General features: G+C 38.3%; 17 protein-coding genes. 13 read left to right on the top strand and 4 right to left on the bottom strand.

Annotation, left to right across the window (positions count from 1 at the left end; all coding sequences use genetic code 11):
* The first annotated feature begins 193 nt into the window (after positions 1-193).
* Positions 194-1006: an alpha/beta fold hydrolase gene (locus A0J48_RS13845; protein WP_200323924.1), complete on the top strand. Its 813-nt coding sequence runs from the start codon at positions 194-196 to the stop codon at positions 1004-1006.
* A gap of 162 nt (positions 1007-1168) precedes the next feature.
* On the opposite strand, the gene A0J48_RS13840 is transcribed toward A0J48_RS13845, so the two are convergent.
* Both A0J48_RS13840 and A0J48_RS13835 read right to left on the bottom strand, forming a co-directional pair.
* Positions 1169-1825: a response regulator transcription factor gene (locus A0J48_RS13840; protein WP_200323923.1), complete on the bottom strand. Its 657-nt coding sequence runs from the start codon at positions 1823-1825 to the stop codon at positions 1169-1171.
* A gap of 213 nt (positions 1826-2038) precedes the next feature.
* Positions 2039-3097, bottom strand: a complete 1059-nt coding sequence (locus A0J48_RS13835) for a sensor histidine kinase (RefSeq protein WP_200323922.1) — start codon at positions 3095-3097, stop codon at positions 2039-2041.
* Between the two features lie 257 nt (positions 3098-3354).
* On the opposite strand from A0J48_RS13835, the gene kdpA reads away from it, so the two are divergent.
* Genes kdpA through kdpC form a run of 4 tightly spaced genes read left to right on the top strand, consistent with a single transcriptional unit; the run spans position 3355 to position 8122 of the window.
* The gene (kdpA, locus tag A0J48_RS13830; protein WP_200323921.1) at positions 3355-5100 is read left to right on the top strand and encodes a potassium-transporting ATPase subunit KdpA; all 1746 of its coding nucleotides are present in this window, start codon (positions 3355-3357) and stop codon (positions 5098-5100) included.
* 46 nt (positions 5101-5146) lie between these two features.
* A complete protein-coding gene (kdpB, locus tag A0J48_RS13825) occupies positions 5147-7273 on the top strand; it encodes a potassium-transporting ATPase subunit KdpB (RefSeq protein ID WP_200323919.1) in 2127 nt (708 codons plus the stop codon).
* 58 nt (positions 7274-7331) lie between these two features.
* Positions 7332-7526, top strand: coding sequence for a potassium-transporting ATPase subunit F (locus A0J48_RS13820; RefSeq protein WP_200323917.1), 195 nt, complete (start codon positions 7332-7334; stop codon positions 7524-7526).
* Positions 7526-8122, top strand: a complete 597-nt coding sequence (kdpC, locus tag A0J48_RS13815; protein ID WP_200323915.1) for a K(+)-transporting ATPase subunit C — start codon at positions 7526-7528, stop codon at positions 8120-8122. The genes A0J48_RS13820 and kdpC overlap by 1 nt, the downstream gene beginning before the upstream one ends.
* A 63-nt stretch (positions 8123-8185) precedes the next feature.
* Here kdpC and A0J48_RS13810 read toward each other — a convergent pair whose 3' ends face one another.
* Together A0J48_RS13810 and A0J48_RS13805 are read right to left on the bottom strand one after the other, a co-directional pair.
* Entirely contained in the window at positions 8186-10849 is a 2664-nt protein-coding gene (locus tag A0J48_RS13810) for an ATP-binding protein (protein WP_200323914.1), read from the bottom strand.
* A gap of 41 nt (positions 10850-10890) precedes the next feature.
* Entirely contained in the window at positions 10891-13869 is a 2979-nt protein-coding gene (locus tag A0J48_RS13805) for a helicase-related protein (protein WP_200323913.1), read from the bottom strand.
* 541 nt (positions 13870-14410) lie between these two features.
* On the opposite strand from A0J48_RS13805, the gene A0J48_RS13800 reads away from it, so the two are divergent.
* From A0J48_RS13800 to A0J48_RS13765, 8 genes are all read left to right on the top strand, one after another.
* Positions 14411-14617 (top strand): hypothetical protein, encoded by a 207-nt coding sequence (locus tag A0J48_RS13800; RefSeq protein WP_200323912.1) that lies wholly within the window; start codon positions 14411-14413, stop codon positions 14615-14617.
* A complete protein-coding gene (locus A0J48_RS27005) occupies positions 14613-14849 on the top strand; it encodes a CHAT domain-containing protein (RefSeq protein ID WP_200323925.1) in 237 nt (78 codons plus the stop codon). Before A0J48_RS13800 ends, A0J48_RS27005 begins: the two co-directional genes overlap by 5 nt.
* 173 nt (positions 14850-15022) lie before the next feature.
* Positions 15023-16495, top strand: a complete 1473-nt coding sequence (locus A0J48_RS13790) for a leucyl aminopeptidase (RefSeq protein ID WP_200323911.1) — start codon at positions 15023-15025, stop codon at positions 16493-16495.
* Positions 16496-16753: 258 nt separating this feature from the next.
* Positions 16754-18169: a S8 family serine peptidase gene (locus A0J48_RS13785; RefSeq protein WP_200323910.1), complete on the top strand. Its 1416-nt coding sequence runs from the start codon at positions 16754-16756 to the stop codon at positions 18167-18169.
* A gap of 216 nt (positions 18170-18385) precedes the next feature.
* Entirely contained in the window at positions 18386-19558 is a 1173-nt protein-coding gene (gene moeB / locus A0J48_RS13780; RefSeq protein WP_200323909.1) for a molybdopterin-synthase adenylyltransferase MoeB, read from the top strand.
* A gap of 161 nt (positions 19559-19719) precedes the next feature.
* Positions 19720-20907 carry an MFS transporter gene (locus A0J48_RS13775; RefSeq protein ID WP_200323907.1) on the top strand — a complete coding sequence of 396 codons (1188 nt, stop codon included), beginning with the start codon at positions 19720-19722 and terminating at the stop codon, positions 20905-20907.
* Between the two features lie 258 nt (positions 20908-21165).
* Positions 21166-22245 carry a recombinase RecA gene (gene recA, locus A0J48_RS13770; protein WP_200323905.1) on the top strand — a complete coding sequence of 360 codons (1080 nt, stop codon included), beginning with the start codon at positions 21166-21168 and terminating at the stop codon, positions 22243-22245.
* A 103-nt stretch (positions 22246-22348) separates the two neighbouring features.
* Positions 22349-24760 (top strand): GH116 family glycosyl hydrolase, encoded by a 2412-nt coding sequence (locus tag A0J48_RS13765; RefSeq protein ID WP_200323903.1) that lies wholly within the window; start codon positions 22349-22351, stop codon positions 24758-24760.
* Positions 24761-26673: the final 1913 nt, after the last annotated feature.

The following is a 26673-nucleotide window of genomic DNA, read 5'->3' as shown; positions in this document are numbered from 1 at the left end:
TTATCATCCGGGCTGGGTGTAGGGTGTGGGGTGTAGGGTGTGGGGTGTGGGGTGTAGGGGAAAAGGATTTTATTTCTGTCACCTGTCACCTGTCACCTGTCACCTGTCACCTGTAATCTGTCACCTATCTTCCCCATGATTGGCTCTGAAGCGGTAGAGTTAAACAAGGTCAAATAGATGAAAATACGGTAAAATGGCAGACATTGAACTTAAACCTTGTTTCCTGACTCCCAAAAGAGTACAACCAGAGTATCCCCTATTCGTCTATTTACCGGGAATGGATGGAACTGGTCAATTGTTGCGATCGCAAACTGCTGGCTTAGAACTGGGTTTTGATGTCCGTTGTTTAGCCATCCCCAGAAAAGACCTCACCACTTGGGAGGTGCTAACCAGGAATGTTTTAGACTTGATTCACGCAGAATTGGAAAGAAGTTGTCATCGTCCAGTTTATTTGTGTGGTGAATCCTTTGGTGGTTGTTTGGCAATGAGCGTCGCTACCAAATCACCACATTTATTTAAACGTATAATTTTAATTAATCCCGCTTCATCTTTCCAACTGCGGCCTTGGCTTAACTCCTTATCTCAACTAACAGATTTAGTGCCATCATGGTTTTATGATATCGGTGCATTGGCATTGTTACCATTTTTGGCATCGTTATCACGGATGTCTAGTAGCGATCGCCATGAATTGCTGAAAACTATGCGTTCTATACCCGCAGAAACAGTAAATTGGCGTTTGTCGTTATTGCGAGAGTTTTATATTGAAGAGGAAAAATTGCAACAACTAAAGCAAGAGGTTTTACTGATTGCTGGGGGAAGCGATCTCTTATTACCGTCTTTGAGTGAGGTGGAACGTTTAGAGAATATTTTACTTAATTCTCAGAAGTTAATTTTACCTGATAGTGGTCATGCTTGCTTATTAGAGGAAGATGTGAATTTATATAAGATTTTGAAAGATCATCAATTTGTAGAAACTGTAAAATACAATTATGCTCATAGAATTTAATACCATTTCTTTATGAGCTTGCGCCGAATTTTTTGATCTTGTATTTCTTTCTTCGCTTCCTTCGTGTCTATCCCTACGGGACGCTTTGCGAACGTGGTTGATTATAAGTAACTAATCTTTGTTCAGTGATTTCGGTCATTGTGAAAAAGTGTAAATTATTTTTTATACACAGTTAATTAAACCTTTCTGTAAAGCCACAGTTACAGCTTGAGTGCGATCGCTCACATCTAACTTTTGTAAAATGGCATGAACATGAACACGCACAGTTCCAGGTGTAATATATAGTGAATTTGCAATTTCTTGATTAGTTTTCCCGACTGCAACTAAAGAGAGAATTTCTAACTCTCGATGAGTGAGAGGATGAGGAAGACTGACGATATTTTCTGACTGATATTGACACCTTTCTCCACTATAAACAGAACGAATTTCTTGAGTTGCGGTTTCATCCCACCACGAAGCACCAGCAGCAACAGAACGCAAAGCCAAAACCAATTTTTCTGCTGCAATACCTTTCAGACAATAACCTTGAGCGCCAACAGAAATCAACTGAGAAATGAGAGATTTTTGAGAGTGGGAAGTGAGAATCAAAACTGGTAATTTGGGAAATTGTAACTTAATTTGCCGGCAAGTTTCAATACCTCCTATACCTGGTAATCCCACATCTAAAATTACCACATCTACAGAATGTTGTTTCATCAACTCAATAGCAGTTTCCCCATCTTCAGCCTCAGCAATAATTTCTAATCCTGTTTCTTGTTGTAGTCGCACGTGCAACCCTAAACGAAACAATTCATCATCTTCAACTAAAAGTATTTTCATACAATGATGATTTTACAAAACTTAGATAAACAAGGATTTTCAATTTTTTTTACCTGCCACCTGTCACCTGTCACTCGATTTTGGATTGATGTTAGCGAAGCCTACGCAGCGCAGCGAGTATTTTTCCATCCTGAAGGACTCCGGATTCATACCAAATTTTTTAATCTAAAATCTAAAATCTAAAATCTAAAATTCCCTTTCACCTGTCACCTGTCACCTGTCACCTGTCACCTGATATAATAGAATAGGAAGCTTAAAAGCAAAAATAGCACCTTTAGGCAATCTATTCTCTGCCCAAATTATACCACCATGAGCTTCAATAATTTGCCGAGATAAATAAAGACCTAACCCAAATCCTTTTCCTTGACGTTGGGTATTACCTTGATAAAATCTTGAGAATAGGTGAAAAAACTCCTCTGGTTGAATACCAGCACCGGTATCTAAAATTTTGACAATTTGGTAAGAAGTAGTTGATTCTAAGATAATTTCTACACGCTCACCACGACGGGAGTGATTAATAGCATTAATTAAAAGATTACTAATCACTCGTTGTAATTGTAAAGCATCACCATTTACCCATAGTGATTGTTTCCAATCTGAATCAGCATAACTACATGAGAGATGAATACGACGATTTGCGGCTAATTCAGTCAAAGTAGAAGTTACATCTTCAGCTAAAATTGTTAAATCTACAGGAGCTAAATTTAATTGAATACCTTCTGTATCATTGCGATAGACATCTAACAAAGTTTCTAAAAGTTGTAAAGAATTGGAATGACTGCGTACCATTGTTGCTAAAACATCTTGCTGACGTGGTGAAACAGCACCAAATTTTTCTTGCTGAAAAGCCTTGATAGTTTCTATTGCTCCTAACAGTGGAGTTTTTAAGTCATGGGTAAGAGTAGAAACAAAATCTTCTCTAATTCTGGCTAATTGTGCTTGTGAGTCTAACATTAATTGCTGCTGTACAATAGCATCGTGATAACGATGTAATCTATCACTTAAAAAACCGGAAATTATTAAAGATATAACAGCAATTACTCGATTAGCAATACTGGAAAAGTTGATTAACTCACTTCCAGGAAAAACTATATTTAATAAAGTTAAAAATACAGAAATGATAGTTATTTGTAGAGTAAAAATTCGCCCGAACCAATAACTTACCAATAAAATTGCTCCCGTATAAAGATATCCAAATACATATTCTTGGGGAGTAGAAAATTCCAGGATAATAATTATGGTTAATATAGTCAAAACAGCCAAAACTTTCATGATTTTACTGGATAAATATCAAGATAATAACAATATATAAGACTAAACAGCAACCCAAAATCTATTCATTCCATCTTTATCTGTGTTTATCTGCGTGCATCTGCGGTTATATCGTTTAGAAAAAAATAAACACCATAAACGCCAGATATAGAAAAAATAAACATCAAAATATACCTGTCTAATCCTTGTTTTTCACAACCAAGCAATGAATTATATAAATTACTCAGTTAAACAAATTATATTCGTAGATTAAAACCATGATTGAAGGATCGATACAAATAGCCTTAACTCTAGTCATAGTCTTGGGAAGCACATCCATTTTTGGCAGATACATGGCGCAAGTCTACCAACAACAGAGTACAATTCTCGACCCTATTTTTAACAAAATTGAGAGATTAATTTACAATCTCATTGGTATTTCCAATCAACAAGATATGACTGGTTGGCAATATGCTAAAGCTATATTGTATAGCAACATCGTCATGGGATGTTTAATATTTTTCATCCTCATCAACCAAGCATGGCTACCTCTCAACCCCACAAAAATAGGAAGTATGACATGGGACACAGCCTTACATACAACAATCTCATTTATTACTAATACTAACCAACAACATTATTCAGGAGAAACCTATTTAAGTTATGGTAGTCAAATTTGGGGACTTGGCTATTTAATGTTCACTTCCGCTGCTACAGGATTAGCAGTAGGAATAGCATTTATTCGGGGATTAACAGGAAGACCATTAGGCAATTTTTATGTAGATTTAATTCGCTCAATTACTCGCATATTATTACCAATTAGTATTATTGGTGCGATTTTATTAATGATAGCGGGAGTTCCAGAAACATTAGCAGCACCAGCAGTATTTCCCACCTTAGAAAATCCTAACATTAGTCAAGCGATCGCTCGCGGACCAGTTGCCCATTTTGAAATCATCAAAGAACTAGGAGAAAACGGTGGTGGATTTTTCGCTATTAACTCAGCCCATCCATTAGAAAACCCCAACGGATTTTCTAACTTAATTGAAATTATCGCCATGCTGTCAATTCCCACATCCCTAATTTACACCTATGGCATATTTGCCAATAACCGCAAACAAGCCTGGTTAGTTTACAGCATGGTAGGGATAATTTTCATCATCTTTATTATTATCACCGCCATAGGAGAATATAACGGCAACCCAGCCATTAACGCCATCTTAGGAAGTACACAACCGAACTTAGAAGGCAAAGAAATTAGATTTGGTTGGGCGCAATCTACCTTATTTACAGTTAGCACAACAGCGACAATGTGCGGAGCAATTAATAGTTTAATTGACTCATTTATGCCCAACGGCGGTTTTGTTACCTTTGCCAATATGTTTCTACAAATAATTTGGGGAGGACAAGGAACAGGGACAGCCTATTTATTTGCTTACTTAATTCTCACAGTATTTGCTACAGGTTTAATGGTAGGTAGAACACCAGAATTTCTAGGGCGAAAAATCGAAAAACGTGAAGTTGTACTCGCCAGTTTTTTAATTCTTTTAGTACATCCTATCGCCATCATGATACCAGCCGCTATTACTTTAGCTTTTCCCGAACAATTAGCAGGAATAAGTAACCCTGGTTTTCATGGTTTTGCACAAGTGCTTTATGAATATACCTCAGCCGCAGCTAACAACGGTTCTGGACTTGAAGGTTTAGGAGACTCCCAACCAGCACCTTTAGCCATAGCTATGGGAGCAAAACCCACAATTACCGCCTTGTGGTGGAATTTGAGTACCAGTTTCAGTCTGCTAGCAGGGCGTTATATCCCCATCATCGGCTTACTTTTACTTGCAGACAGCATATCTCGTAAACCAGCCGTACCCTTTACCACCGGGACACTACGTACAGATACGGGATTATTTACCAGCGTGACTGCTGGAGTAATTATCATTTTGGGCGCACTGACATTTTTTCCAGTTCTAGCTTTTGGTCCCATTGGTGAAGCATTCTGGATAGCAAAAGGCATAGGGTAAAAATTCAAACTTCACACAATCAAGTTAATCCAAAATCTAAAATCGAATGACAAATAATCCTCGTCTTCCTCAAGGAACTCGTGACTCCCGCAAACACACACCAAAAGCAAATATGCGGGGACTTTATCAAAGAGCAATTCGTGAATCATTTATCAAACTTGATCCTCGAATTTCTGTTAGAAACCCAGTCATGTTTATTGTTTGGGTAGGAACAATAGTCACTTTTTTAGTTACACTTGACCCCAATTTATTCGGTACAGTTAAAGCTGATATTAATCAACAAAGGTTGTTAAATGGCGTAATTACTTTGATTTTATTTTTCACAGTTGTATTTGCCAATTTTGCTGAAGCCGTAGCAGAAGGAAGAGGAAAAGCCCAAGCAGATACCTTAAAAGCAACTCGTTCTGATACCATAGCCCGAAAAATTTTACCCAGTGGAGAAATTGAACAAACCAGTTCTACAAACTTGCGAAGAGGGGATTTAGTGAAAATCATTGCAGGTGATATGATTCCTGCTGATGGAGAAGTTATTCAAGGTGTTGGTTCAGTTGATGAATCAGCAATTACCGGAGAATCTGCACCAGTTCTTAAACAACCAGGGACAGATATTGCCAGTTCAGTTACAGGTGGGACACGCTTACTTTCGGACGAGTTAACTATTCGGATTACAGCTGATCCCGGTCAAGGTTTTATTGATAGAATGATTTCCTTAGTAGAAGGGGCAAAACGTAGTAAAACACCGAATGAAATTGCTTTAACTGTACTGTTAGCAGTTCTCACCCAGGTATTTTTAATTGTAGTTTCTACCATTCCCCCTTTTGCTGGTTATATCGCCAATTTTATTACTACAGTATTTGGTGAAAATGCAGGTAATAGTTTAGGGGCTGGTGCAAGTATCGCCGTTTTAATTTCGCTGTTAGTAGCTTTAATTCCCACAACAATTGGTGGTTTGTTGAGTGCGATTGGTATTGCAGGTATGGATAGAGTAGCCCAATTTAATGTGATTGCTACTTCTGGAAGAGCAGTAGAAGCTTGTGGCGATATTAATACCTTAGTTTTAGATAAAACAGGAACTATTACTTTAGGAAATCGCATGGCTGATGAATTTATTCCTGTGAATAATTACTCTGTTGAAGATGTAGCTAGAATCGCCAGAAATGGTAGTATTTTTGATGAAACACCAGAAGGTAGGTCAATTGTTAAGTTAGCAGAAAAATATCAGCTAAAAACAGATTTTGATATTAACTCCGCAGAAGGTGTAGAATTTTCAGCGAAAACTCGAATGAGTGGTACTAATTTATCTGATGGTGATGAAATCAGAAAAGGATCAGTAGAGGCAATTAAGGGTTTTGTGCGTTCTCGTGGTGGACAAATTCCCCAAGAATTAGACACAGCTTATGAAAAGGTTTCTTTATTAGGAGGTACACCGTTAGCAGTTTGTTTAAATGACCAAATTTATGGTGTTATTTATCTCAAAGATATTGTCAAACCTGGACTAAAAGAACGATTTGAACAACTGCGAAGAATGGGCGTAAAAACAATTATGCTCACTGGAGATAATCGCATTACAGCTAGTGTAATTGCCAAAGAAGCGGGAGTTGATGATTTTATTGCCGAAGCCACACCAGAAGATAAAATTAGTGTAATTCGTGCCGAACAATCTCAAGGTAAATTAGTGGCGATGACAGGAGATGGTACTAATGATGCACCAGCTTTAGCACAAGCAAATGTGGGTGTAGCGATGAATTCAGGAACACAAGCAGCAAAGGAAGCTGCTAATATGGTGGATTTAGATTCTGACCCCACAAAATTAATTGATTTAGTCACTATTGGTAAACAATTACTAATTACTCGTGGGGCTTTAACAACATTTTCTATTGCCAATGATATCGCCAAATATTTCGCTATTATTCCCACTATTTTCGGTGCTGCTGGGATTGATGCTTTAAACATTATGGGCTTAAAAAGCGCCCAATCTGCCATAGTTTCAGCTTTAATTTATAACGCTTTAATTATTCCTGCACTTATTCCCGTTGCACTCAAAGGCGTAAAATTTTTACCTTTAACAGCAGATCAATTATTAAAACGCAACATCTTTATTTATGGTGTTGGTGGTATTATTGCACCTTTTATCGCCATCAAAATAATTGATGTCATTCTTCCGCTATCGTAGGTGACAGGTGACAGGTGACAGGTGACAGAAAAGAGAATTACAGAAAAATTCAAAATCTATGACCAAACAAAAACTCCCCATTTATTTATTCTTAGCAACATCTAGCAACTTAATAGTTGTACCAATGGTTTATGCTGCGACATCTGAACAATTTTCTCGTTCTCAAGCTTGGGCTTTAGGACTTTTAGGAATAGCTACTTTAAGTCTGTCTATTTATTTGTTTTTTGTCATGTTTCAACCGGAGAAATTCTAATGAGTTTGACTACAGATGCTAAACGCGCTATTCGTGCTACCTTAATCACTTGGCTAATTGGCGGATTAATTTATCCATTTATGATGATTATTTTTGGACAACTTTTATTACCTTATCAAGCGAATGGTAGTTTAATTACCAATAGTCAAGGGCAAGTTATTGGCTCTAGTTTAATTGGTCAACCTTTTACTTCCGAACGCTATTTTAATAGTCGTCCTAGCACTACTAATTATAGTACAGCAGACCCGAAAAAAGATGAGGCTGGTGTTTTGAAAACAGGTGTATCTGGTGCGAGTAATTTAGCTCCTAGTAATGTAGCGTTAATAGAACGCATCAAAGGTAAAGATGGTTTTCAACGGTTACAAACAGCAGATTTAGTTTATACTTCTGGTTCTAGTCTTGATCCTCACATTACTCCAGAAGCAGCTAAGGCACAAATTAATAGAGTTGCAAAAGCTAGGGGAGTTCAAGAACAACAACTGGAAACCTTAATTAATCAAAATACAGATAAACGCTTTCTTGGGATTTTTGGTGAACCGGGAGTGAATGTTTTGAAATTAAATTTAGCTTTGGATGCTTTAAAATCTGGAAGTTAAATTAGACAAATAATAAATGACATGGGTTCAATGCCTTTATCAATAAATCAATGCTGATGGATATTAATTTTCCATAGCTTTGAGTAGCCGACCAACAACTGGTGCAATACACCAGTATTCTTGATGTTCTTGTTTCTTACGTACAGGAATTACTAAATTTAGTAAGTCTGCCCAAAGCAACACTTTTCTCACAATATCTGGTTGAATATCTTTGTCGAAATAAACTACTAAGTCATCAGTAGAAATGCTATCTTCAGGAGTTTGACACCAATCAGCTAAAGCTCGTAATACCTTCTTTTGTTCGTAGCGGTCAATTCCTAATTGTACAGTAATAAATTCTCTTGCTTCTTGCCAATCATTGAACGATTCTTTTAATCCTTGTAGATGAAGTTCCCATTTGTGTACATGAGATTGAGAATGGTGATAAAAGCTGTAAATAAGTGCTGGCCAATTTCCCGTCACGGCGCTAATTTTTGCACGGGATTCTTTATCACTCGGATAATTACAATCTTCTAGCCATTGTCGTAGTGTAACATCATGCCAAGGTTTTAAAGTCAAATTAGTTAGACTATTCAGGTCATTAGACTCAGTGTTTTTATTGTTTAATAATTGCCACAAATTTTGAGGATTAGCCACAAAAACTACCTGCACAAAAGAAGTTTGAGATGTTAACCTTCTAACTTGCTTTCTTGCGTCCTGAACCCAATGCTGATTCCATGAGCAAATTGCAGATACAACAATAACGGTTATATCATATTTGCGTCGCTTATCTATATCTATTTGCTCTTTTAGACGCTGAAAAAAATGTTCTTGAGATAAAATATCCTCCCAATAATGATAGGAATATTCCTTTTTTTGACTCAGAACCGATTCTAAATAAGGGTTTAAATCTTCAAGTCCTGCTGCTAAAGTTCCAGATATAATAGAGACTCCATTTTCAGGAGATAACAGTTTTGATTCCTGTTGGGCGGTTAAGGGACTGCGCTGAAAATTGTCCTTGATACCAATAACTGAACGAAAATTAGAAGGCTCATATTCTAGAGGTAATTCCCGATGTTGTAAAAGTGTGGCTTCAATTTCCTCCTGAGTTCCCATTAACAACAATACATTGCGACTTCTCAAGGTGAAACCACCTGTATTAGTTCTACGTAAAACCCCTAATCCCTCCATTTCTTCTAGCAAAACTTGAATTTCATCTAATGATAAACCTTGGAAACCTTCGTACCACCAAGTAAGCACTTCATTTCTAATCCAAGAAACATTAAATCCCTTTACCATTCCTTTGTCACTGTTGATAGAACTGAAGGCAATGGCATAAGCAATTACTGCGTATCGCTGATCTAGTTGTAAAGTCAACAGAAATCGATCTAGGATAGCTTTACGCAAGTCTTGATTATTGTAAGCATCATCAACTTGCTGCGAAGTAATTAGATATGGTGGACTATCTTTAGTATTGAAATTTGCAACATCAGGGTTGGTAACGTGCTTGAGAAGTTGTTGACAATAAAGCTGTATGAGGCTGGGATAATAGTTAGTTTGAGAGAGAATTCGTGTTACCAAATCAGGAGATTCAAAGCGATAACCTACGCTGGCAAATGGTCGTTCAATTAAAGCTCTTGCTTCTCGCATTTCGCCATTCTTTAACAATGGTCCAATACAAATGGGAGTGCCAAAGTGAGCCAAAGGATGGTTGACTTGTTTTGTGGTTCGCAGCACGTTATGTAATCCAGCGAAAACTACTTTAAAACGTCGGTTTGTCTCCAACATTAATCTTCTCAATTCATCGCATCGAGGAAAACCTTCTTTGCTGTCTGCTTCCAAAAAATTATCTGCCTCATCCAACAACAGTAAAATGTGTCTTTGGTTGTTCAGTTCTAACCAGCTTTTAATTTGCTGTAAAGTTTTGGAGTTGGGAAGATTACGCCGCTTGGCATCGAAGATATTCATTTCCTCCAATTTACTAATAATACAAGACCAAATTTCATCTAGTGGCTTTTCTGCTCCAACTTGTTTAATATCTAAAAATCCTGCTCTATATTCCTGATTGAGAGCGTTAAAATCTCTCTGAACGTAACGCAGTAAAACTGTTTTACCTAATTGCCGTCCTCCATAAATTAAACAAGATCCCATTGGGTCAATTATGGATTGCCGTTCTTGTTCCCGCCCATAAAACATCTCAGGAACAAACTCACTTGCTGTAGTGGTATAAGGTTCTAAAAAAGTGAAGGGTAAGGTACAGTCAAATAATATTGGTAAACGTACCCCTCTTTCTCCGCACAGATACAACATAACAATATCATCTATGACAATAAAAGTGCGGCGACGCTCCCGACTCAAACGAGCTAAGTCTCTGCGTTTTTTTTCTGTCATTCGTCCAAAATGGAACACAAGAACTGGGCAACCATGAGACGTATCCCCAATAGCATTGAGAATTTCTTCTTCTGATGGCCTATGCCAGACACAGAGAATACGATAGTTACCGTTTGCCTTTGAACCAAAAGCGGGAACAGGACAACTATTTTTCTCTTGAATTGGTTTAGTAGTAATATCAATCCAAGTGTAATTATCTTTTTGTTTGATATTGATATTTCCTATATTAAAACCTAGACTGCTCAGAATTTTACGAATATCTTCTTCTGAATTTGCTTGCGGAGCATTCTTAGTTTTCAACCAAGATTCCAGCATTTCAGATGCTTGTTTTGCTTGAGCGCCTGGTACTTGTTGCATATGCAGTAGTCCAATATTTCTGCTCTTAGAAATATCGAGAATCATGTCATTTTTGGTTTAATAATTTGAGCAGTCTGCTGTTTTTGGAAGAATGTCAGTAAGTTATTAACTGCTTTGGGTAAAACACTAAAGATTTCTTGTTCCAAGGGAACTGGTGGTAAATTGTCAGGATTTAAAAAGTCAGATGCTTCACATTTTAGCCATTTAAAAATAGTGTGTCTATCGCTAATTAGTCTACTTTTATCTAAACAAATCGATCCTTGAATACGTGGGTAAAAGTGCCAGAAATGTTGATCACCAACACGAAAAGCTAGGAATATACCACCCTCATTTATATCAGAATAAGTAATATTTTTAATTAATGTGCTATGAATACCAAAGGGTATATCTTCAATGATATCTTTACTAGCTTGCTGTAAAAATTCCAGTAATGGTAATCTCATTTCATCTAATGAAACTAAATCACTAGCTAGTTCTAATTCCTCTAAAATTGCCTGTTTATCAGCATCAGTTTGTGCCATTTTTATTCTGTATAATTCTTCAAGGGATTTTTCAGAAATGGCTTCACCTAATACACTACCGTCTAAACCTACCTCATTGTCAATATCAGCAATACGTTTCTGCAATCTTTTAACTAATCCTAATAAGTCTTCTAAACCTTGTTCTGGGAAGCAATTGTAAATAAATAATTCATCATAGTCAGTCCCTAAACGGTCAATTCTTCCTGCTCTTTGAATCATTCTCACGGGATTCCAATGAAGATCATAGTTAATTAATACGCCAGCATCTTGCAGGTTTTGACCTTCTGAAAGTACGTCTGTGCAGATCAGAATATCAATTTGGTTGTGTTTTAGTGTGGTTAATTCCTGAGCATTTTCAGCATTAGCTTTAGGTGAAAAACGTTTAACTTTTTCCTCTCGTTGTTTACCAGGAGTATCACCAGTCAATATCTCAATCACTGGTGTTTTACCATTTACTGTGATTGCTGATAACCAAGCGTTATCTTTTTTCAGTTGTTCATATAAATAATTAGCTGTGTCTTTGAAATAGCTAAATACCAAGATTTTTTTACCTGATAATTGAGTCTTAACAAGATGTTTAAATGCTATTAGTTTCTGGTCATAATCTTGGTTAACTATAGCTGATTCTTCAATTTTATTTAAAATGCTAAGAATATTATTGATGATTGCTAAATCAACTTTAATTTGATGTTCTAATTGATTGATGTCATAGTCTTTAGTGTTAACTTCCTCCAAAGATTCAATAATATAATCAACTGTTTTAGCTTCTTCTTCATCTTCCCATGCTAATACTAATTTACGGAAGCTTTTACTATCCAGTAATTTACCTTTTTGAGTCAGAATTTGATAAAACTTATTTTGAAATTCTTGTTGATTGATAATACTGCGTTTAAAAGCAATTATTGAACTTTCAAATCGTTTTAAGTATAAAGTTTTTTGCAGAGCAACTAAAGCATCATTACGTTTAATTTCGTATTCATCTTGTTTTTGCTTTTTCTTTTTAAAACGTTGGAGATTATAAGGTGGTAATGTCAAATTATCAATTTGATTAGCAATACCAGAATACAGTCCAGCAAAACTCTCTTCAAAATTGTAGGTAAATTGTTCTAATTGACGTTGAGGAAACTTGATTAATTTACCATTAATACGAATTTCTTCTCCTGCTGCTTGTCTTTTAATTACGTCTTGTCTGCTGCGTCTAACTACAGTTTCAAATAGAAGATCACTATTGGTTTTTTCACCTTTAGCTAATGATTTAAAATGGGTTTTCAGGTTGTAAATACCACATTCCCGATAATAGTAATTTTCACTACCACGAGTTAATAATAAAATTTGGTGATAGAGGTCAAAGATACTATTATTAATAGGCGTAGCTGTTAATAAAGCTAATCTTTTATGACGTTTACCACTACTAACTAATTTTAATAAATTGCGATAGCGATTAGTGGCACTATTACGAAAGTTATGAGCTTCATCTACGACCACAATATCATAACGGCTATATTTGTGAATATCAAAGTTTTGACGACTAATTTCTTCATGGGAAACAACATCAGCTTTAATATCAAATTCATCTAGTTTTTTAAGCCACACTAAATCTCGCAATTGTGCTGGACAAATTACTAATGCACGAGGAATTTTACCTATTTTACGTTCTTTCATGAGGTAATATTCCAATAACCGTAAACCAATAAATGTTTTACCTAATCCCACCGCATCAGCAATGATACAACCTCGATGTCTTTCAATTAGTTTGACTGCTCTTTGAAAGCCCTCTTGCTGAAAACTTGCTAATTCTAAGGTTGTACCAATATCATTAATAATGGTTTCATCTTTAAATAGTTCGTATAGGACTTTGAGGAATATCTGATAGGGTGTATAGGCTTTACTACCAAATTTGGAGGCATTGAGAGCATCAATTAACTTGGCCTTATAATCAATATCAACACTAGGATCATTCCATAATTTTTCAAACCAATTATGTCTGAGATCGTGAGCTACTGCACCTATTTTATTGACAATATTTAACTCTGTATTTTCCCTCACTCCTAAACCTGCTGGAGTGAAATTTGATGATCCGACAATACTATAATTATCAAAAATATAGGCTTTAGCATGAAGGAATTGATCTTTTTCTCCATGTACGCCAAATAGTCTGACTTGTACATTATCTTTTTGCAAATAGGCTATGATTCTTTCTATTTGATCCTGATATTTAGAATTTAGTGGTTTACCATCTACCTCATCTTGGATGTTTTTCTTAAAATAATCGATCAAGTCTATGCGATCGCTTATTGCTGGTCTAATAGCAGGATCACGTCCAATCAATAAACGTAAACTGGTAAGTTGGTTCATGGCATTTTCTAAGTTTATCCATGCCTCGATGCGGAAAAAGCCGGTAGCGATGTCCAGGGTAAGTTGTTTTTCATCCTGAATAATTGTGTCAAGGACGGCTTTTAAGGTGTATGTTTGATTGTCTATGTAGTCGGGTAGGGACATACTGAATAAACTAATTAATTAGAATGGGATGTGATATTAAAATACTTGACTATAAATGTTTATTAACATCAGTTTCATTATTTGATGTATCAAGTAATATACCCTGCTAACATCATAATCACATAAAAGCTTAATTACAAGTTGTGTAGAACTTAATCATGTGAGTTCTTATGTGATCAAAAATAACTTTCCTTAATAAATGCAAACAATTAATACAAAACATTAAATAAAACATCTTGACTTATTCCGTAAAACCACGGAATATTAGAAATAAACTTTAAATATGCCAGCCAACAAGAAGACCAACCCAAACCCTTTACTTACTCGAAATTACAAGGTATTCCTACTACAAAAAGCTTGAGTTACGCAAAATGTGTTTATTCCAAACATAGGGTAAATACTGGAAATATACCAATCGGTTTATTTACGTAATCTTACTAAAATCAGACTCAAATTGCTTATGAATAATTTACAATTTATCTGTACAAATCAGGACTTACGCACAGAAGTTATCTGTGACGACTGAGTGTAATTAAAGGCTTTGGGACTATATCAACGAGCAATTTCTACTCTGCAAAAATTGACAACTACTCTAGAAAAACAACCAGACTCTCTCACCAAAGCAATTAGTTTTCGCAGTTTTGGTGATGCGCTTTTGATTGCTGGTGATATCAAACAGGCAGAAGCAAATTTAAACATAAGTTTCAAAATTTCTGAACAAATAAAATTCAGAAGTCAAAGAAATTAAGAATCCAGGGGTAACTGTTAATTGGATTGCTGAACAACAATTTACTCGTAAAATATTTAATCAACAGCTAAATGCTGATAAATTTGACATAGTACACCTAGCCACTCACGGTCAATTTGGTGCAGATCGAGAAAATACCTTTGTGCTAACAGCAGATGGAACTTTAAAGATAGATGATTTCGCGCAGATGTTTAGCCGAGAAAGACAAAGTAGCACACAAAAAATTGTTTAAACTTACTCATATCCTCATGATAGCTTCCTATTTAATCAGATATGAGTTGATTTAGGTAGATATTTTGATTCAGTTACTAGCCCTAATAGGGATTATCTTAACAGCAGTCCCCACATACCGGAAATTTTGAGCAATACTGGGACAAGATGGAAGGTTTACAGAACATTACAAAAATGACGATTCAACCTAGTGACAAGGCTTTATTAGACTGGAGTGGTGATACTTTAGCAGTTGGTTTATTTGAAGATGCAGTAGAGTTAACAGGCGATTTAGCAACTCTAAACGAGAAAAGCGCCGGAATCTTAAAAGAAATAATTGCTGAAGAAGAATTTACAGGTAAGCCAAACAGCACCGTCGTCATCCGGGTAGGTGCTACTCATCCAGTGCGGAAGGTGATTTTCGTTGGTTTAGGTAAACCAGAGGCGCTGAAATTAGAAACTTTACGCCGTGCTGCGGCCACTATCGCTCGAACTGCTAAAAAGCAAAAAACCAAAACTCTGGGCATCAGTTTACCAGTCTGGAACAATGACCCAGCCGCTACAGCCGAAGCGATCGCAGAAGGCATACAATTAGCACTTTACCAAGATACTCGCTTTAAATCTGAACCAGAAGATAAAAATCCGCAAATCGAAACTATTGATTTACTAGGGTTAGCGGGACAAGAAGCCGCTATTAGCCGTGTGGAACAAATTGTTGCCGGTGTAATTTTGGCTAGACAGTTAGTAGCAGCCCCAGCTAATGCCGTTACACCTATAACTATGGCAGAAACCGCCGAAGCTATAGCTAACGAACACGGGTTACAACTGCAAATCCTGGAAAAAGAAGATTGTGAAAAATTAGGCATGGGTGCATTTTTAGGAGTCGCCCAAGCATCTGACTTACCACCTAAATTTATTCACCTCACCTACAAACCAGCCACCACACCCAGACGCAAACTCGCCATTATTGGTAAAGGTTTAACCTTTGACTCCGGTGGTTTGAATATTAAAGGGGTTGGTAGCGGGATTGAAACCATGAAAATTGACATGGGTGGTGCTGCGGCCACTCTCGGCGCTGCAAAGGCTATTGGTCAGCTAAAACCAGATGTAGAGGTTCACTTTATATCAGCCGTTACCGAAAACATGATTAGCGGTCGTGCTATGCGCCCAGGAGACATCTTAACCGCGTCAAATGGCAAAACAATCGAAGTCAACAACACCGATGCTGAAGGGCGTTTAACCTTGGCTGATGCTTTAGTTTATGCTGATAAATTGGGCGTAGATGCGATCGTTGATTTGGCTACCCTCACAGGTGCTTGTGTAGTGGCTTTGGGCGAGGATATCGCCGGGTTGTTTACTCAAGATGATGCCATAGCTTCCCAACTGCAAACGGCTTCGGAAACAGCAGGTGAAAAAATTTGGCGGATGCCGATGGAAGACAAATATTTTGACGGGCTGAAATCAGGTATTGCTGACATGAAAAATACCGGACCCCGCTATGGTGGTTCTATTACTGCGGCTTTGTTTCTAAAGCAGTTTGTCAAGGAAACCCCTTGGGCGCACTTAGATGTGGCAGGGCCAGTGTGGACAGATAAAGAAAACGGCTACAACGGTGCAGGTGCAACTGGTTTTGGTGTCAGAACTTTGGTTAATTGGGTACTGAGTTAATTTTCTTTTTCCCCTACTTTGCAGGGGAATGAATGATGAAAGGTTCTGCTTTGGGTGATATCAGAGACAGAACCTTTTTTTGTCGCATTTTTTAGTCTCTGACAGTTTCTAAAAAAGTAGCAGCACAGTATAAAGATCACCCTCAGCAAATCATGAATTTTTAATGAAGAGTATTAAATCAAACTACAAATATGGTATTTCTTATAACAAGATAGTAATAATTACATATCTTGTTAAAAGAAAGTAAATCAAAACCTCATGAACACTCCCAAGTCTGACACAAAGGGTAATATCAAACTCTACGACCTTGAATCACTCTTACAGCCTGAAGATGTTGTAGCTAGAAATGCGAGAAATTTTGATAACCTGAGTATTAATAATTCTTCTCTGGACAACAATCAAAACAATAGTGTTTTCCTTGGTATAAATTGGGAAGGTGCAAATTTTAGTGATCATAAGTCCGACTCAACTTCTGCTAATGAGAACAGCTTGAGCTTAAAAAGTATTGTTGGGTATGTTGAGTCCATCAAAGAAAACTACACAGAACAAAAGCTCAATGATCTGAAGTCTTATATCGTCGTTTTCAATAAAAATGTTGTTAACGTCAACGCTGAAGCTTTGCGAGTAGCTTCAGGAATTGGTGGTAATATCACCCATATTTATGAAAGTGTTTTGAAGGGTTTCGCTGTAGAAATACCAGAAGCAGCGATCGCCGCTCTCAGGAATAATCCCAACATTGCTTACATTGAAGAAGACCGTCCTGTTTCCTTAATTGACGGCTTTGATAGCAGTAGCCAAACAGTCAACAATAGTATATCCGCTACCAGCACACAACAAACTCCTTGGGGTATCGACCGTGTGAATGGTGGCATTAATGCTAGTAATATCAGTAATGTTTACGCCTTCGTCCTAGATACAGGTATTGACCTACAACACACAGATCTGAATATTGACACAACCTATGGTTTCAACGCCTTCAAAAGAGGTCAAGATAGTCGCACTCTTGATGACCTCAACGGTCATGGAACTCACGTAGCTGGAACAATTGGTGCTGTTGACAACTCTTTCGGAGTCATTGGTGTAGCCGCTGGGGCCACAGTCGTACCTATCAAGGTATTAAATTCAAATGGTTCTGGTCGTTATAGCGGCATCATCGCTGGTATAAATCACGTTAAAAACGTGGTAAATACCCTCAATAGTGATGCTGATCCTAATAACGACATCAAAGGTGTAGCTAACCTCAGCCTTGGTGGATCTTACAGCAAAGCCCTCAACGATGCTTTAATTGGTGCCGCAGGAGATAACCTGAAGTTTGTAGTGGCTGCGGGTAATGAAAGCGTCTATGCTGGTAATACTTCTCCTGCCAGTGCCTCGCAAAACCAAGATGATATCTATGCCATTGCGGCCTTCAATAGCAGTGATGCTTGGGCAAGCTTCTCTAATTACGGACTACCAGGCGATTTGGTAGACTATGCTCAACCTGGAGTCAATATACTCTCGACATGGAATGATGGTGGTTATAAGACCATTAGTGGAACTTCAATGGCTTCACCTCACTTTGCTGGACTCCAATTTTTAGAGTTAGCAGGATTGACTAGCATTACGACTGATGGATCTATCTTGCGAACAGGCACTAGTGAGCTTTATACTGTTGCCGTAAGCACAGTTATCTAAAATTTTACGCAGTCTATAATTTGACTATAGACTGCTTGCTATATGCTTGGTCAAAATACTCATATATAATAGTATACGTAAAAATTAGTAAAGCTGGTAAACTGCTCTTGCTGAAGTTGTGAAGACAACCACCAGTTTTAATCTGAAAAAATTGAACTTATAAATTTACCAACTTTAAGTTAGCATTAATACTCTGAGATTCTGCATCTTACTACTATGCTCAATCCCAATCTGGATGAAATCCAGTTGACCAAAGATGATTACGAACGCTACTCCCGCCACTTAATCTTGCCAGAAGTGGGACTGGAAGGGCAAAAACGCCTAAAAGCGGCTAGTGTATTGTGTATCGGTACAGGTGGACTAGGTTCACCGTTGCTGTTATATTTGGCAGCAGCAGGTATCGGTCGCATTGGTATTGTTGATTTTGATGTGGTTGATACTTCCAACCTGCAACGTCAAGTTATTCACGGCACATCCTGGGTAGGTAAACCCAAGATTGAATCCGCAAAAAACCGTATTCACGAAATTAACCCCCATTGTCAGGTTGATTTATACGAAACTCGTCTCAGTTCCGAAAATGCTTTAGATATCATTCGTCCTTACGATATTGTTGTGGATGGAACTGATAACTTCCCCACTCGGTATTTAGTTAATGACGCTTGCGTATTGTTAGACAAACCTAACGTTTACGGTTCTATTTTCCGTTTTGAAGGACAAGCAACCGTATTTAACTACGAAGGTGGTCCTAACTATCGTGATTTGTATCCCGAACCACCACCACCAGGAATGGTTCCCTCTTGTGCGGAAGGTGGTGTACTAGGAATTTTACCGGGTATTATTGGCGTTATCCAAGCTACGGAAACAGTCAAAATTATTATTGGTCAAGGTAATACTCTTAGTGGACGCTTAATGCTTTACAACGCTTTGGATATGAAATTCCGGGAGTTGAAATTGCGTCCTAACCCCATCCGTCCAGTGATTGAAAAACTGATAGACTACGAAGAATTCTGTGGTATTCCGCAAGCGAAAGCAGAAGAAGCCAAACAACAGACGGAAATTCAAGAAATGACCGTCAAGGAGTTGAAAGCATTACTCGATAGTGGTGCAGAAGACTTTGTGCTGTTGGATGTACGCAACCCCCATGAGTATGAAATTGCCAAAATTCCTGGTTCTGTATTAGTACCTTTACCAGATATTGAAAATGGTGATGGTGTGACTCAGGTGAAGGAATTACTCAACGGACACCGTTTGATTGCTCATTGTAAAATGGGCGGACGTTCTGCTAAAGCTCTGGCTATCCTCAAGGAAGCAGGTATTGTGGGAACTAATGTCAAAGGTGGAATTAATGCTTGGAGTCAGGAAGTAGATCCTTCTGTTCCTCAGTATTAAATTATAGGGAACAGGGAACAGGGAACAGGGAACAGGGAAAAGAGAATAAAGTATTAATTTCCAACTTCTACTTACCTGTTACCTTTCCTATCCGTAGGAAATCTAAAATCCAAAATCCAAAATCCAAAATCCAAAATCCAAAATCCAAAATCCAAAATCGGATGACTACCTCAAAATCTCAACCAAGTGTTTTATGGGTACAAGTTTGGGTTTTAGCTGGGTTGCAGGGAGCAATTACCTTAGCTTGGTTGGTTTATAATGCTTATTTACCAAAGCTTTTAACTCAGTTTGGTTTTCCTGCATCTTTAGCAGCTATGATTCTGGTAGTGGAAAATGCTTTAGCTGTGGTGATGGAACCACTGATGGGGGGACTTTCTGATCAAACTCAACAGAAATTTGGCACGCGCTTTCCTTTCATTTCTTTTGGTGTAATTCTGGCATCAACTTTGTTAATTGCCATTCCCTGTGTAGCAACTTTTGTCCCACCAACTGAGGCAATACGTGGTATTTTACCTCTCACTTTGATAGCTTGGGCATTAGCAATGACAGTCTTTCGTTCTCCAGCTTTTGCCTTGTTGGTAAAATATTCCATGCCTGCTGAGTTACCTTTAGCATTCAGTTTTGTAACTTTAGCAGGTGGTTTAATTGGGGCTTTTCGTGGAGTTGCTAATAACTTTATTCTCAGTTTAGGGTCAGTTTGGGCTTTTGCGATCGCCTCTTTTGTACTTCTGGCAGCAGCATTTTTTCTGCGGTTTTTCCACCCTCCAGAAACACCAACAGAATTACAAAACCTCAACACACCAAAAATCCCTTTTCAAAATTTATCTTTCATTTTTCTCACAGGTTTTAGCGTCGCTTGGGGTACTCGCTTACTCATGGATGCTTTAGGCAAAACCCTGAAAACCCAATTCAATACCAACGATATCACAGCCATGATGGTTTGGATTGGTTTAGCTCTCGCTTTCGCTGCTTTACCGGCTGGGTTTTGTGCTACCAAATTCGGCAACCGTCGGGCAATGGTCGGAGGTGTGATCTTAACTATTTTATCAATGCTGTTAATGGTCTATCTGCGCGCACAGATTCCCATTATATTATTTATAGTAGCGGGTTTTAGTTTAATTGTCAATGGTGTAATTCCGTTTATTTTAGAATTAATGCCTCCTCGCTGGGCTGGTTTAGGTATTGGCAGCTATTTTGGTGGTTTTTCTTTAGCAATGAGTGTATTTGCCTCTGTGTTTGCCCCAACTATCACGACTGCGATCGCTGCTATGGCTGGTGCGGTAGCATTTCTGCTATCTGGTGTGTGTATTCTTCTACCTAAAAGGGAACAGGTGACAGGTGACAGGTGACAGGAAGAAGGCAAGAAGCAGAAGGCAGGAATTTTGAATTGATTTCTCCGCTACACCCCACACCCCACACCCTACACCCTTACACCCTTACACCCTTACACCCTGTCCTCATTGTCACCCCGTCAGGATTGAGTTACAATCTTTTCAAACTTTTTTTTCCCAAATATACCAAACGCGCATTTTCCGGTTAAAATAGTATATCTGTTCTAATTAAGCTCCCAACGCAAAATTCCTTAAATCCTATATTTAGAGGCTCTAATGGCAACCAACACAGCAGATACTTCTGGCAAGCAAAAAGCACTCAATATGGTACTAAGCCAGATTGAGCGCAGCTTTGGTAAAGGAGCAATCATGCGCTTGGGTGACGCTACCCGGATGCGTGTAGAGACGATTTCCACTGGGGCGCTGACTTTGGATTTAGCCTTGGGTGGTGGTTTACCCAAGGGACGGGTAATTGAGATTTATGGGCCAGAAAGTTCTGGTAAAACGACAGTAGCTCTTCATGCGATCGCAGAAGTACAAAGAAATGGTGGTATTGCTGCCTTCGTGGATGCAGAACACGCCTTAGATCCCACCTACGCAGGTGCATTAGGTGTAGATATTGAAAATTTACTCGTTTCCCAACCAGATACAGGCGAAGCAGGTTTAGAAATTGTAGATCAACTGGTGCGTTCAGCCGCAGTTGATATTGTCGTGATTGACTCCGTAGCAGCCCTAGTACCCCGTGCGGAAATCGAAGGTGATATGGGTGATGCTCACGTTGGTTTACAAGCCCGATTGATGAGCCAAGCATTACGTAAAATTACAGGTAACATTGGTAAATCCGGTTGCACAGTTATTTTTATTAACCAATTGCGGCAAAAAATCGGTGTCACCTACGGTAGCCCAGAAACAACAACTGGCGGTAACGCCTTGAAGTTTTACGCTTCCGTGCGTCTCGATATTCGCCGTATTCAAACCCTGAAAAAAGGCACAGATGAATTTGGTAATCGTGTCAAAGTGAAGGTAGCGAAAAATAAAGTCGCACCACCTTTTAGAATTGCTGAATTTGACATTATTTTTGGTAAGGGAGTTTCTACCCTTGGTTGTCTGGTTGACTTAGCAGAAGAAACAGGAGTTCTCCTGCGTAAAGGTGCTTGGTACAGCTACAACGGTGATAACATTTCCCAAGGTCGAGACAACGCCATCAAATATCTAGAAGAAAAACCAGAATTTGCTGACAAAATTAAAGAGCAAGTACGGGAAAAACTAGATAAAGGGGCTGTAGTTTCGGCTAACTCTGTTACTAAAGTCAGTGATGATGAGGAAGAAGAAGAAATAGACTTAGATGAGGAATAATAAATAGGGTGTAGGGTGTGGGGTGTAGGGTGTAGGGTGTGGACAAAGAATTTTCTCCCCATCTCCCCATCTCCCCATCTCTTGTGTTTCCTGTTCCTTAAAAATGACCACTTATAACTACCCAGAAATTCCCTCCTGTAGTTGGCAGCGTCCTATCGGTTTAGGTTGGGACAAGCCTTATACTGTTCGTTACCCCAGTAATATAGATGATGGACCCTGGCAAGGAATGCCTCTGGGGGGTTTTGGTGCGGGTTGTATTGGCCGTTCTTCACGGGGAGACTTTAACCTGTGGCACATTGACGGTGGTGAACATCTATTTCAAACCTTCCCCGCTTGTCAATTTAGTGTCTTTGAATATGCTGGGACATCTGCCCAAGCTTATGCATTATCTACCCAACCGTCGGAAGATGGGACTCTGCAAAGTTGGCAATGGTATCCAGCATCAACTACTACGCAAATAACTGGCAAATATCACGCGCTTTATCCCCGTAGCTGGTTTGTCTATGAAAATGTCTTGCAAGCACAGCTAACCTGTGAGCAGTTTTCCCCCATTTGGGCAAATAATTATCAAGAAACTAGTTATCCTGTGGCGGTTTTCCTTTGGAAGGCACATAACCCCACAAATGCACCTATCACTCTCAGCATTATGCTAAGTTGGGAAAATATGGTGGGTTGGTTTACTAATGCCCTGAAATCTCCTGAAGTGCAGATACGGGATGATGGCAGTCCGGTGTATGAGTATCAACCGCGCTTAGGTGAAAGTCAAGGTAATTACAATAATATAGTTGAAAATACAGAACATTTCGGTTGTTTTTTGGGACGGCTGGGTAATAATTTACCCATACAGGAGGGTGATGGTAGCTGGTGTGTTGCTACGATAAAAAATTCTAAAGTTGAAGTATTTTATCATACTCGATTTAATCCGGTGGGTTCAGGTGCGGATCTGTGGGAAAGTTTTTCTCAAGATGGTTCTCTACCTAATTATTTAGATGCCACTCCCGCAGATGCAAATACCCGCCTAGGTGCAGCCTTGGCTGTGCGTTTTACTTTGCAACCAGGGGAAAGTCTGGAAATTCCCTTTTCTCTGGCTTGGGATTTTCCGGTGACGGAATTTGCAGCGGGAATTAACTATTACCGCAGATATACAGATTTTTTTAGCCGCAATGGTGATAATGCTTGGGCGATCGCATCTACAGCACTACAAGAATATCAAATCTGGCGATCGCAAATTCAAAACTGGCAAAAACCTATTCTCAACCGGGAAGATTTGCCAGAATGGTTTAAAATGGCGCTATTTAACGAACTTTATGACCTTACCAGCGGTGGAACTCTCTGGAGTGCAGCGTCAGAACTTGATCCTATGGGGCAGTTTGCTGTCTTGGAATGTTTAGATTACCGTTGGTATGAAAGTTTAGATGTTCGGTTGTATGGTTCTTTTGCCCTGCTAATATTATTCCCAGAACTGGAAAAATCCGTAATTCGCGCTTTTGCACGGGCAATTCCCCACAGTGATGACCATCTGCGAGTGATTGGTTATTATTATACAATTGGGGCGGAAACTACAAAAGCCGCCCGCAAAGTAGCTAACGCTACACCCCACGACTTAGGCGCACCGAATGAATGGGTGTGGGAAAAAACCAACTACACCTGTTATCAAGATTGCAATTTGTGGAAAGATTTAGGTAGCGATTTTGTATTGCAGGTATACCGAGATTTTCTGTTGACAGGTAGTCAGGATGTACAATTTTTGGCAGACTGTTGGGATGCAATTGTGCAGACTCTTGATTATTTGAAAACCTTTGATTTAGATGGTGATGGGATACCGGAGAATTCTGGCGCACCTGATCAAACTTTTGATGATTGGCGGTTAAATGGTGTCAGTGCGTATTGTGGTGGGTTGTGGTTAGCGGCGTTAGAAAGTGCGATCGCTATTGCGGATGTTTTAACGAACCACAGAGGCACAGAGAACGCAGAGAAAGTAAGAGCGCAAAAATCAATTTATCAATCTTGGTTACAGCAATCGAAACCAATTTATCAGGAAAAGCTGTGGAATGGGCAATACTATCGCTTGGATAGTGAAAGTGGTTCTGATGTGGTGATGGCAGATCAGTTATGTGGGCAATTCTACGCCCGGTTACTGGGTTTACCGGATATTGTTCCCAGCAGTAATGCCCTTTCGGCTGTGAAAACTGTCTATGATGCTTGTTTTGTTAAGTTTTATGATGGCCAATTTGGTGCTGCTAACGGTGTGCTTCCCAATGGTTGTCCAGAAAACCCTAAAGCTACCCATCCTCTGGAAGTATGGACTGGTATTAATTTCGGGTTAGCAGCTTTTCTGGTGCAGATGGGGATGAAAAATGAAGCAATGCAGTTAACTGAAGCTGTTGTTGGGCAAATTTATGACAATGGTTTACAGTTTCGCACCCCAGAAGCCATTACCCCCGTTGGTACTTTTCGCGCTAGTACCTATCTGCGTCCAATGGCTATTTGGGCAATTTTGATGATGTTCGGTTAAATTGAACCACAACTAAAACTTAGACAATTAAAGGCTTTGAGCATCGTCACCTGTCACTTGTCACTTGTCACTTTCTATATTTTCCGGTTGTTTCCGGAATTCATCGAAAAAATAAGTAATCTTTAAGAGTTGAAAGATATAAACTTCCATACTCATGGAATACTACTCAGTTAGCGTGAGTCAAGGATAAAGTTTTATTCTTTCCCCTGTTTCCTTAGTATAGATAAGTATTGCGACTTATTTCATCGCTAATAATCCATGATAATACAATTTTTGTTGCAGTAAATTTCGACTCTTTGTATAAAATACAACTATTACCTATCCAAATCTATGTCTACAAAAGTGAGAAAAATGAATACTAAATTCAAAAACAGCAAAATATCGCTCAACCAGAGAAGGTGATTTAACAAATTTAGTTTTACAGGTTTCCTGTTACAGGTAGTCAGCTGTCAGCCTAAATGCGGTTTCGGTGGGAAGTAGATTTTTCTAAACTTTTGTCCACAGTCAACCATCAAAAACACGAATCCAGGTCAATTTAGGGAAAACAAAAGCAGCAACAACAGTCTTAATAGATTTTGTCAGGTTCACAAGCCTTTAACTGTTTACCTTGTGGAAACAAGTTCAAACTTTAGGGAATTATATTCTAGCTCCTTTAATTGTAATTGGCAAGTTAAAAGCAATGAGTATTAATTACCAGAAGATTCAAACAACTAGTGCAAAGAGGCAGAATCCTATGGAGTAAAGAGTTCCCACTTCCAATAGACTTGTCTTTTCACTCAGCACTCATGACTCTTCCAGCGAAGTATCAAGTTTTAACCAGGTACTAATTCCAAACTAATAACAATTGACGGGTTAAACATCCAATCAAGAAATGGAAATAGCAACTGTAATCTCACAGAAATGAGTTATTTGAGCAAAAATTATTTTTTTATTTAATAAATCCCCAAATGATTTTCCCGCTTAACTTAGATTAATAGGTTTAATTATATAATTACACACAGCTTTAACTTGCTACTTTTTTATTGAACACACCCCCTATGGGTGTTTTTTTGTCGCAAAATTTTGTGTGATAAAGCAGCTAAATATATCATATCATCAAATAGTATTTTCCAATACTTAAATGCTGGATACTCTGACAGTTTTTTATGCAATTATGACTTTAAGATGAGTATACTCTGTAGATAACCGATGTCGCTGAAATCGTTCTCAGGTAAAACCTCCAAGCAAAACATATAACAATATGTAATCACTAAACTCTCAGAGCCAATTTTCATCAAAATAGAGAATTATCTTTAGACAAAAAACTCTCAAATTATTTATTGATAAGGATTTCGTTATTAAGTCACTAGTATTATTTACTATTTTATTTAAGATAAAAAAGGTTTTTAAGTAGATAAAATGAGGGGTGACACCCCTCATTTTTTTGACAAATATGGGACAAAAGTCAAAGTTGCACAACGCATAAATGAACATTCTGAGATATTCAGTAAATTTAACTTATAAGCCTGCAAAATTGGCAGATGACATTAGGAACAAAAAATAGTATAAATACGAATGTAGCTATTGAGATTCCAATATGAATCATCTTCTTGGTTCAATTGAAGATTATGAGACTTCACTGAAAATATTTACTAATTTTCAGCGACAAGTTATACAATAATAGCTAGGGAACATCTATTCTACTCAAGGTTGTGTAATTTTTATAAGGACACAACAGCATCTACTAAAACTGCTGAATTACAGAAGGATGGTAAATTTTTACCTTCCATTCACTAAGGGGGCAAAAGCCACAGTCGAGAAGTAACCCAGGGCAGTTGTCTTTATTAGCAACTAAAGCCACTAGGCTACAAAACTCAACAACAGGGTCAATACAGCAAAGCAGCCAACAGACTTGATTAAAAACAGTCAGGTTT

It is taken from the genome of Sphaerospermopsis aphanizomenoides BCCUSP55 (genome assembly GCF_001586785.1).
GTDB classification, from domain to species: Bacteria; Cyanobacteriota; Cyanobacteriia; order Cyanobacteriales; family Nostocaceae; genus Sphaerospermopsis_A; species Sphaerospermopsis_A aphanizomenoides_A.
The sequence above is the reverse complement of the archived record's forward strand: the minus strand, read 5'-3'. Positions and strand labels throughout refer to the sequence as shown.

Excerpts from the sequence above, each read along its gene's own strand:
- A0J48_RS13845 (WP_200323924.1), top strand. The coding sequence starts at position 194 with ATGGCAGACATTGAACTTAAACCTTGTTTCCTGACTCCCAAAAGAGTA.
- A0J48_RS13840 (WP_200323923.1), bottom strand. The coding sequence starts at position 1,825 with ATGAAAATACTTTTAGTTGAAGATGATGAATTGTTTCGTTTAGGGTTG.
- A0J48_RS13835 (WP_200323922.1), bottom strand. The coding sequence starts at position 3,097 with ATGAAAGTTTTGGCTGTTTTGACTATATTAACCATAATTATTATCCTG.
- kdpA (WP_200323921.1), top strand. The coding sequence starts at position 3,355 with ATGATTGAAGGATCGATACAAATAGCCTTAACTCTAGTCATAGTCTTG.
- kdpB (WP_200323919.1), top strand. The coding sequence starts at position 5,147 with ATGACAAATAATCCTCGTCTTCCTCAAGGAACTCGTGACTCCCGCAAA.
- A0J48_RS13820 (WP_200323917.1), top strand. The coding sequence starts at position 7,332 with ATGACCAAACAAAAACTCCCCATTTATTTATTCTTAGCAACATCTAGC.
- kdpC (WP_200323915.1), top strand. The coding sequence starts at position 7,526 with ATGAGTTTGACTACAGATGCTAAACGCGCTATTCGTGCTACCTTAATC.
- A0J48_RS13810 (WP_200323914.1), bottom strand. The coding sequence starts at position 10,849 with ATGCAACAAGTACCAGGCGCTCAAGCAAAACAAGCATCTGAAATGCTG.
- A0J48_RS13805 (WP_200323913.1), bottom strand. The coding sequence starts at position 13,869 with ATGTCCCTACCCGACTACATAGACAATCAAACATACACCTTAAAAGCC.
- A0J48_RS13790 (WP_200323911.1), top strand. The coding sequence starts at position 15,023 with ATGACGATTCAACCTAGTGACAAGGCTTTATTAGACTGGAGTGGTGAT.
- A0J48_RS13785 (WP_200323910.1), top strand. The coding sequence starts at position 16,754 with ATGAACACTCCCAAGTCTGACACAAAGGGTAATATCAAACTCTACGAC.
- moeB (WP_200323909.1), top strand. The coding sequence starts at position 18,386 with ATGCTCAATCCCAATCTGGATGAAATCCAGTTGACCAAAGATGATTAC.
- A0J48_RS13775 (WP_200323907.1), top strand. The coding sequence starts at position 19,720 with ATGACTACCTCAAAATCTCAACCAAGTGTTTTATGGGTACAAGTTTGG.
- recA (WP_200323905.1), top strand. The coding sequence starts at position 21,166 with ATGGCAACCAACACAGCAGATACTTCTGGCAAGCAAAAAGCACTCAAT.
- A0J48_RS13765 (WP_200323903.1), top strand. The coding sequence starts at position 22,349 with ATGACCACTTATAACTACCCAGAAATTCCCTCCTGTAGTTGGCAGCGT.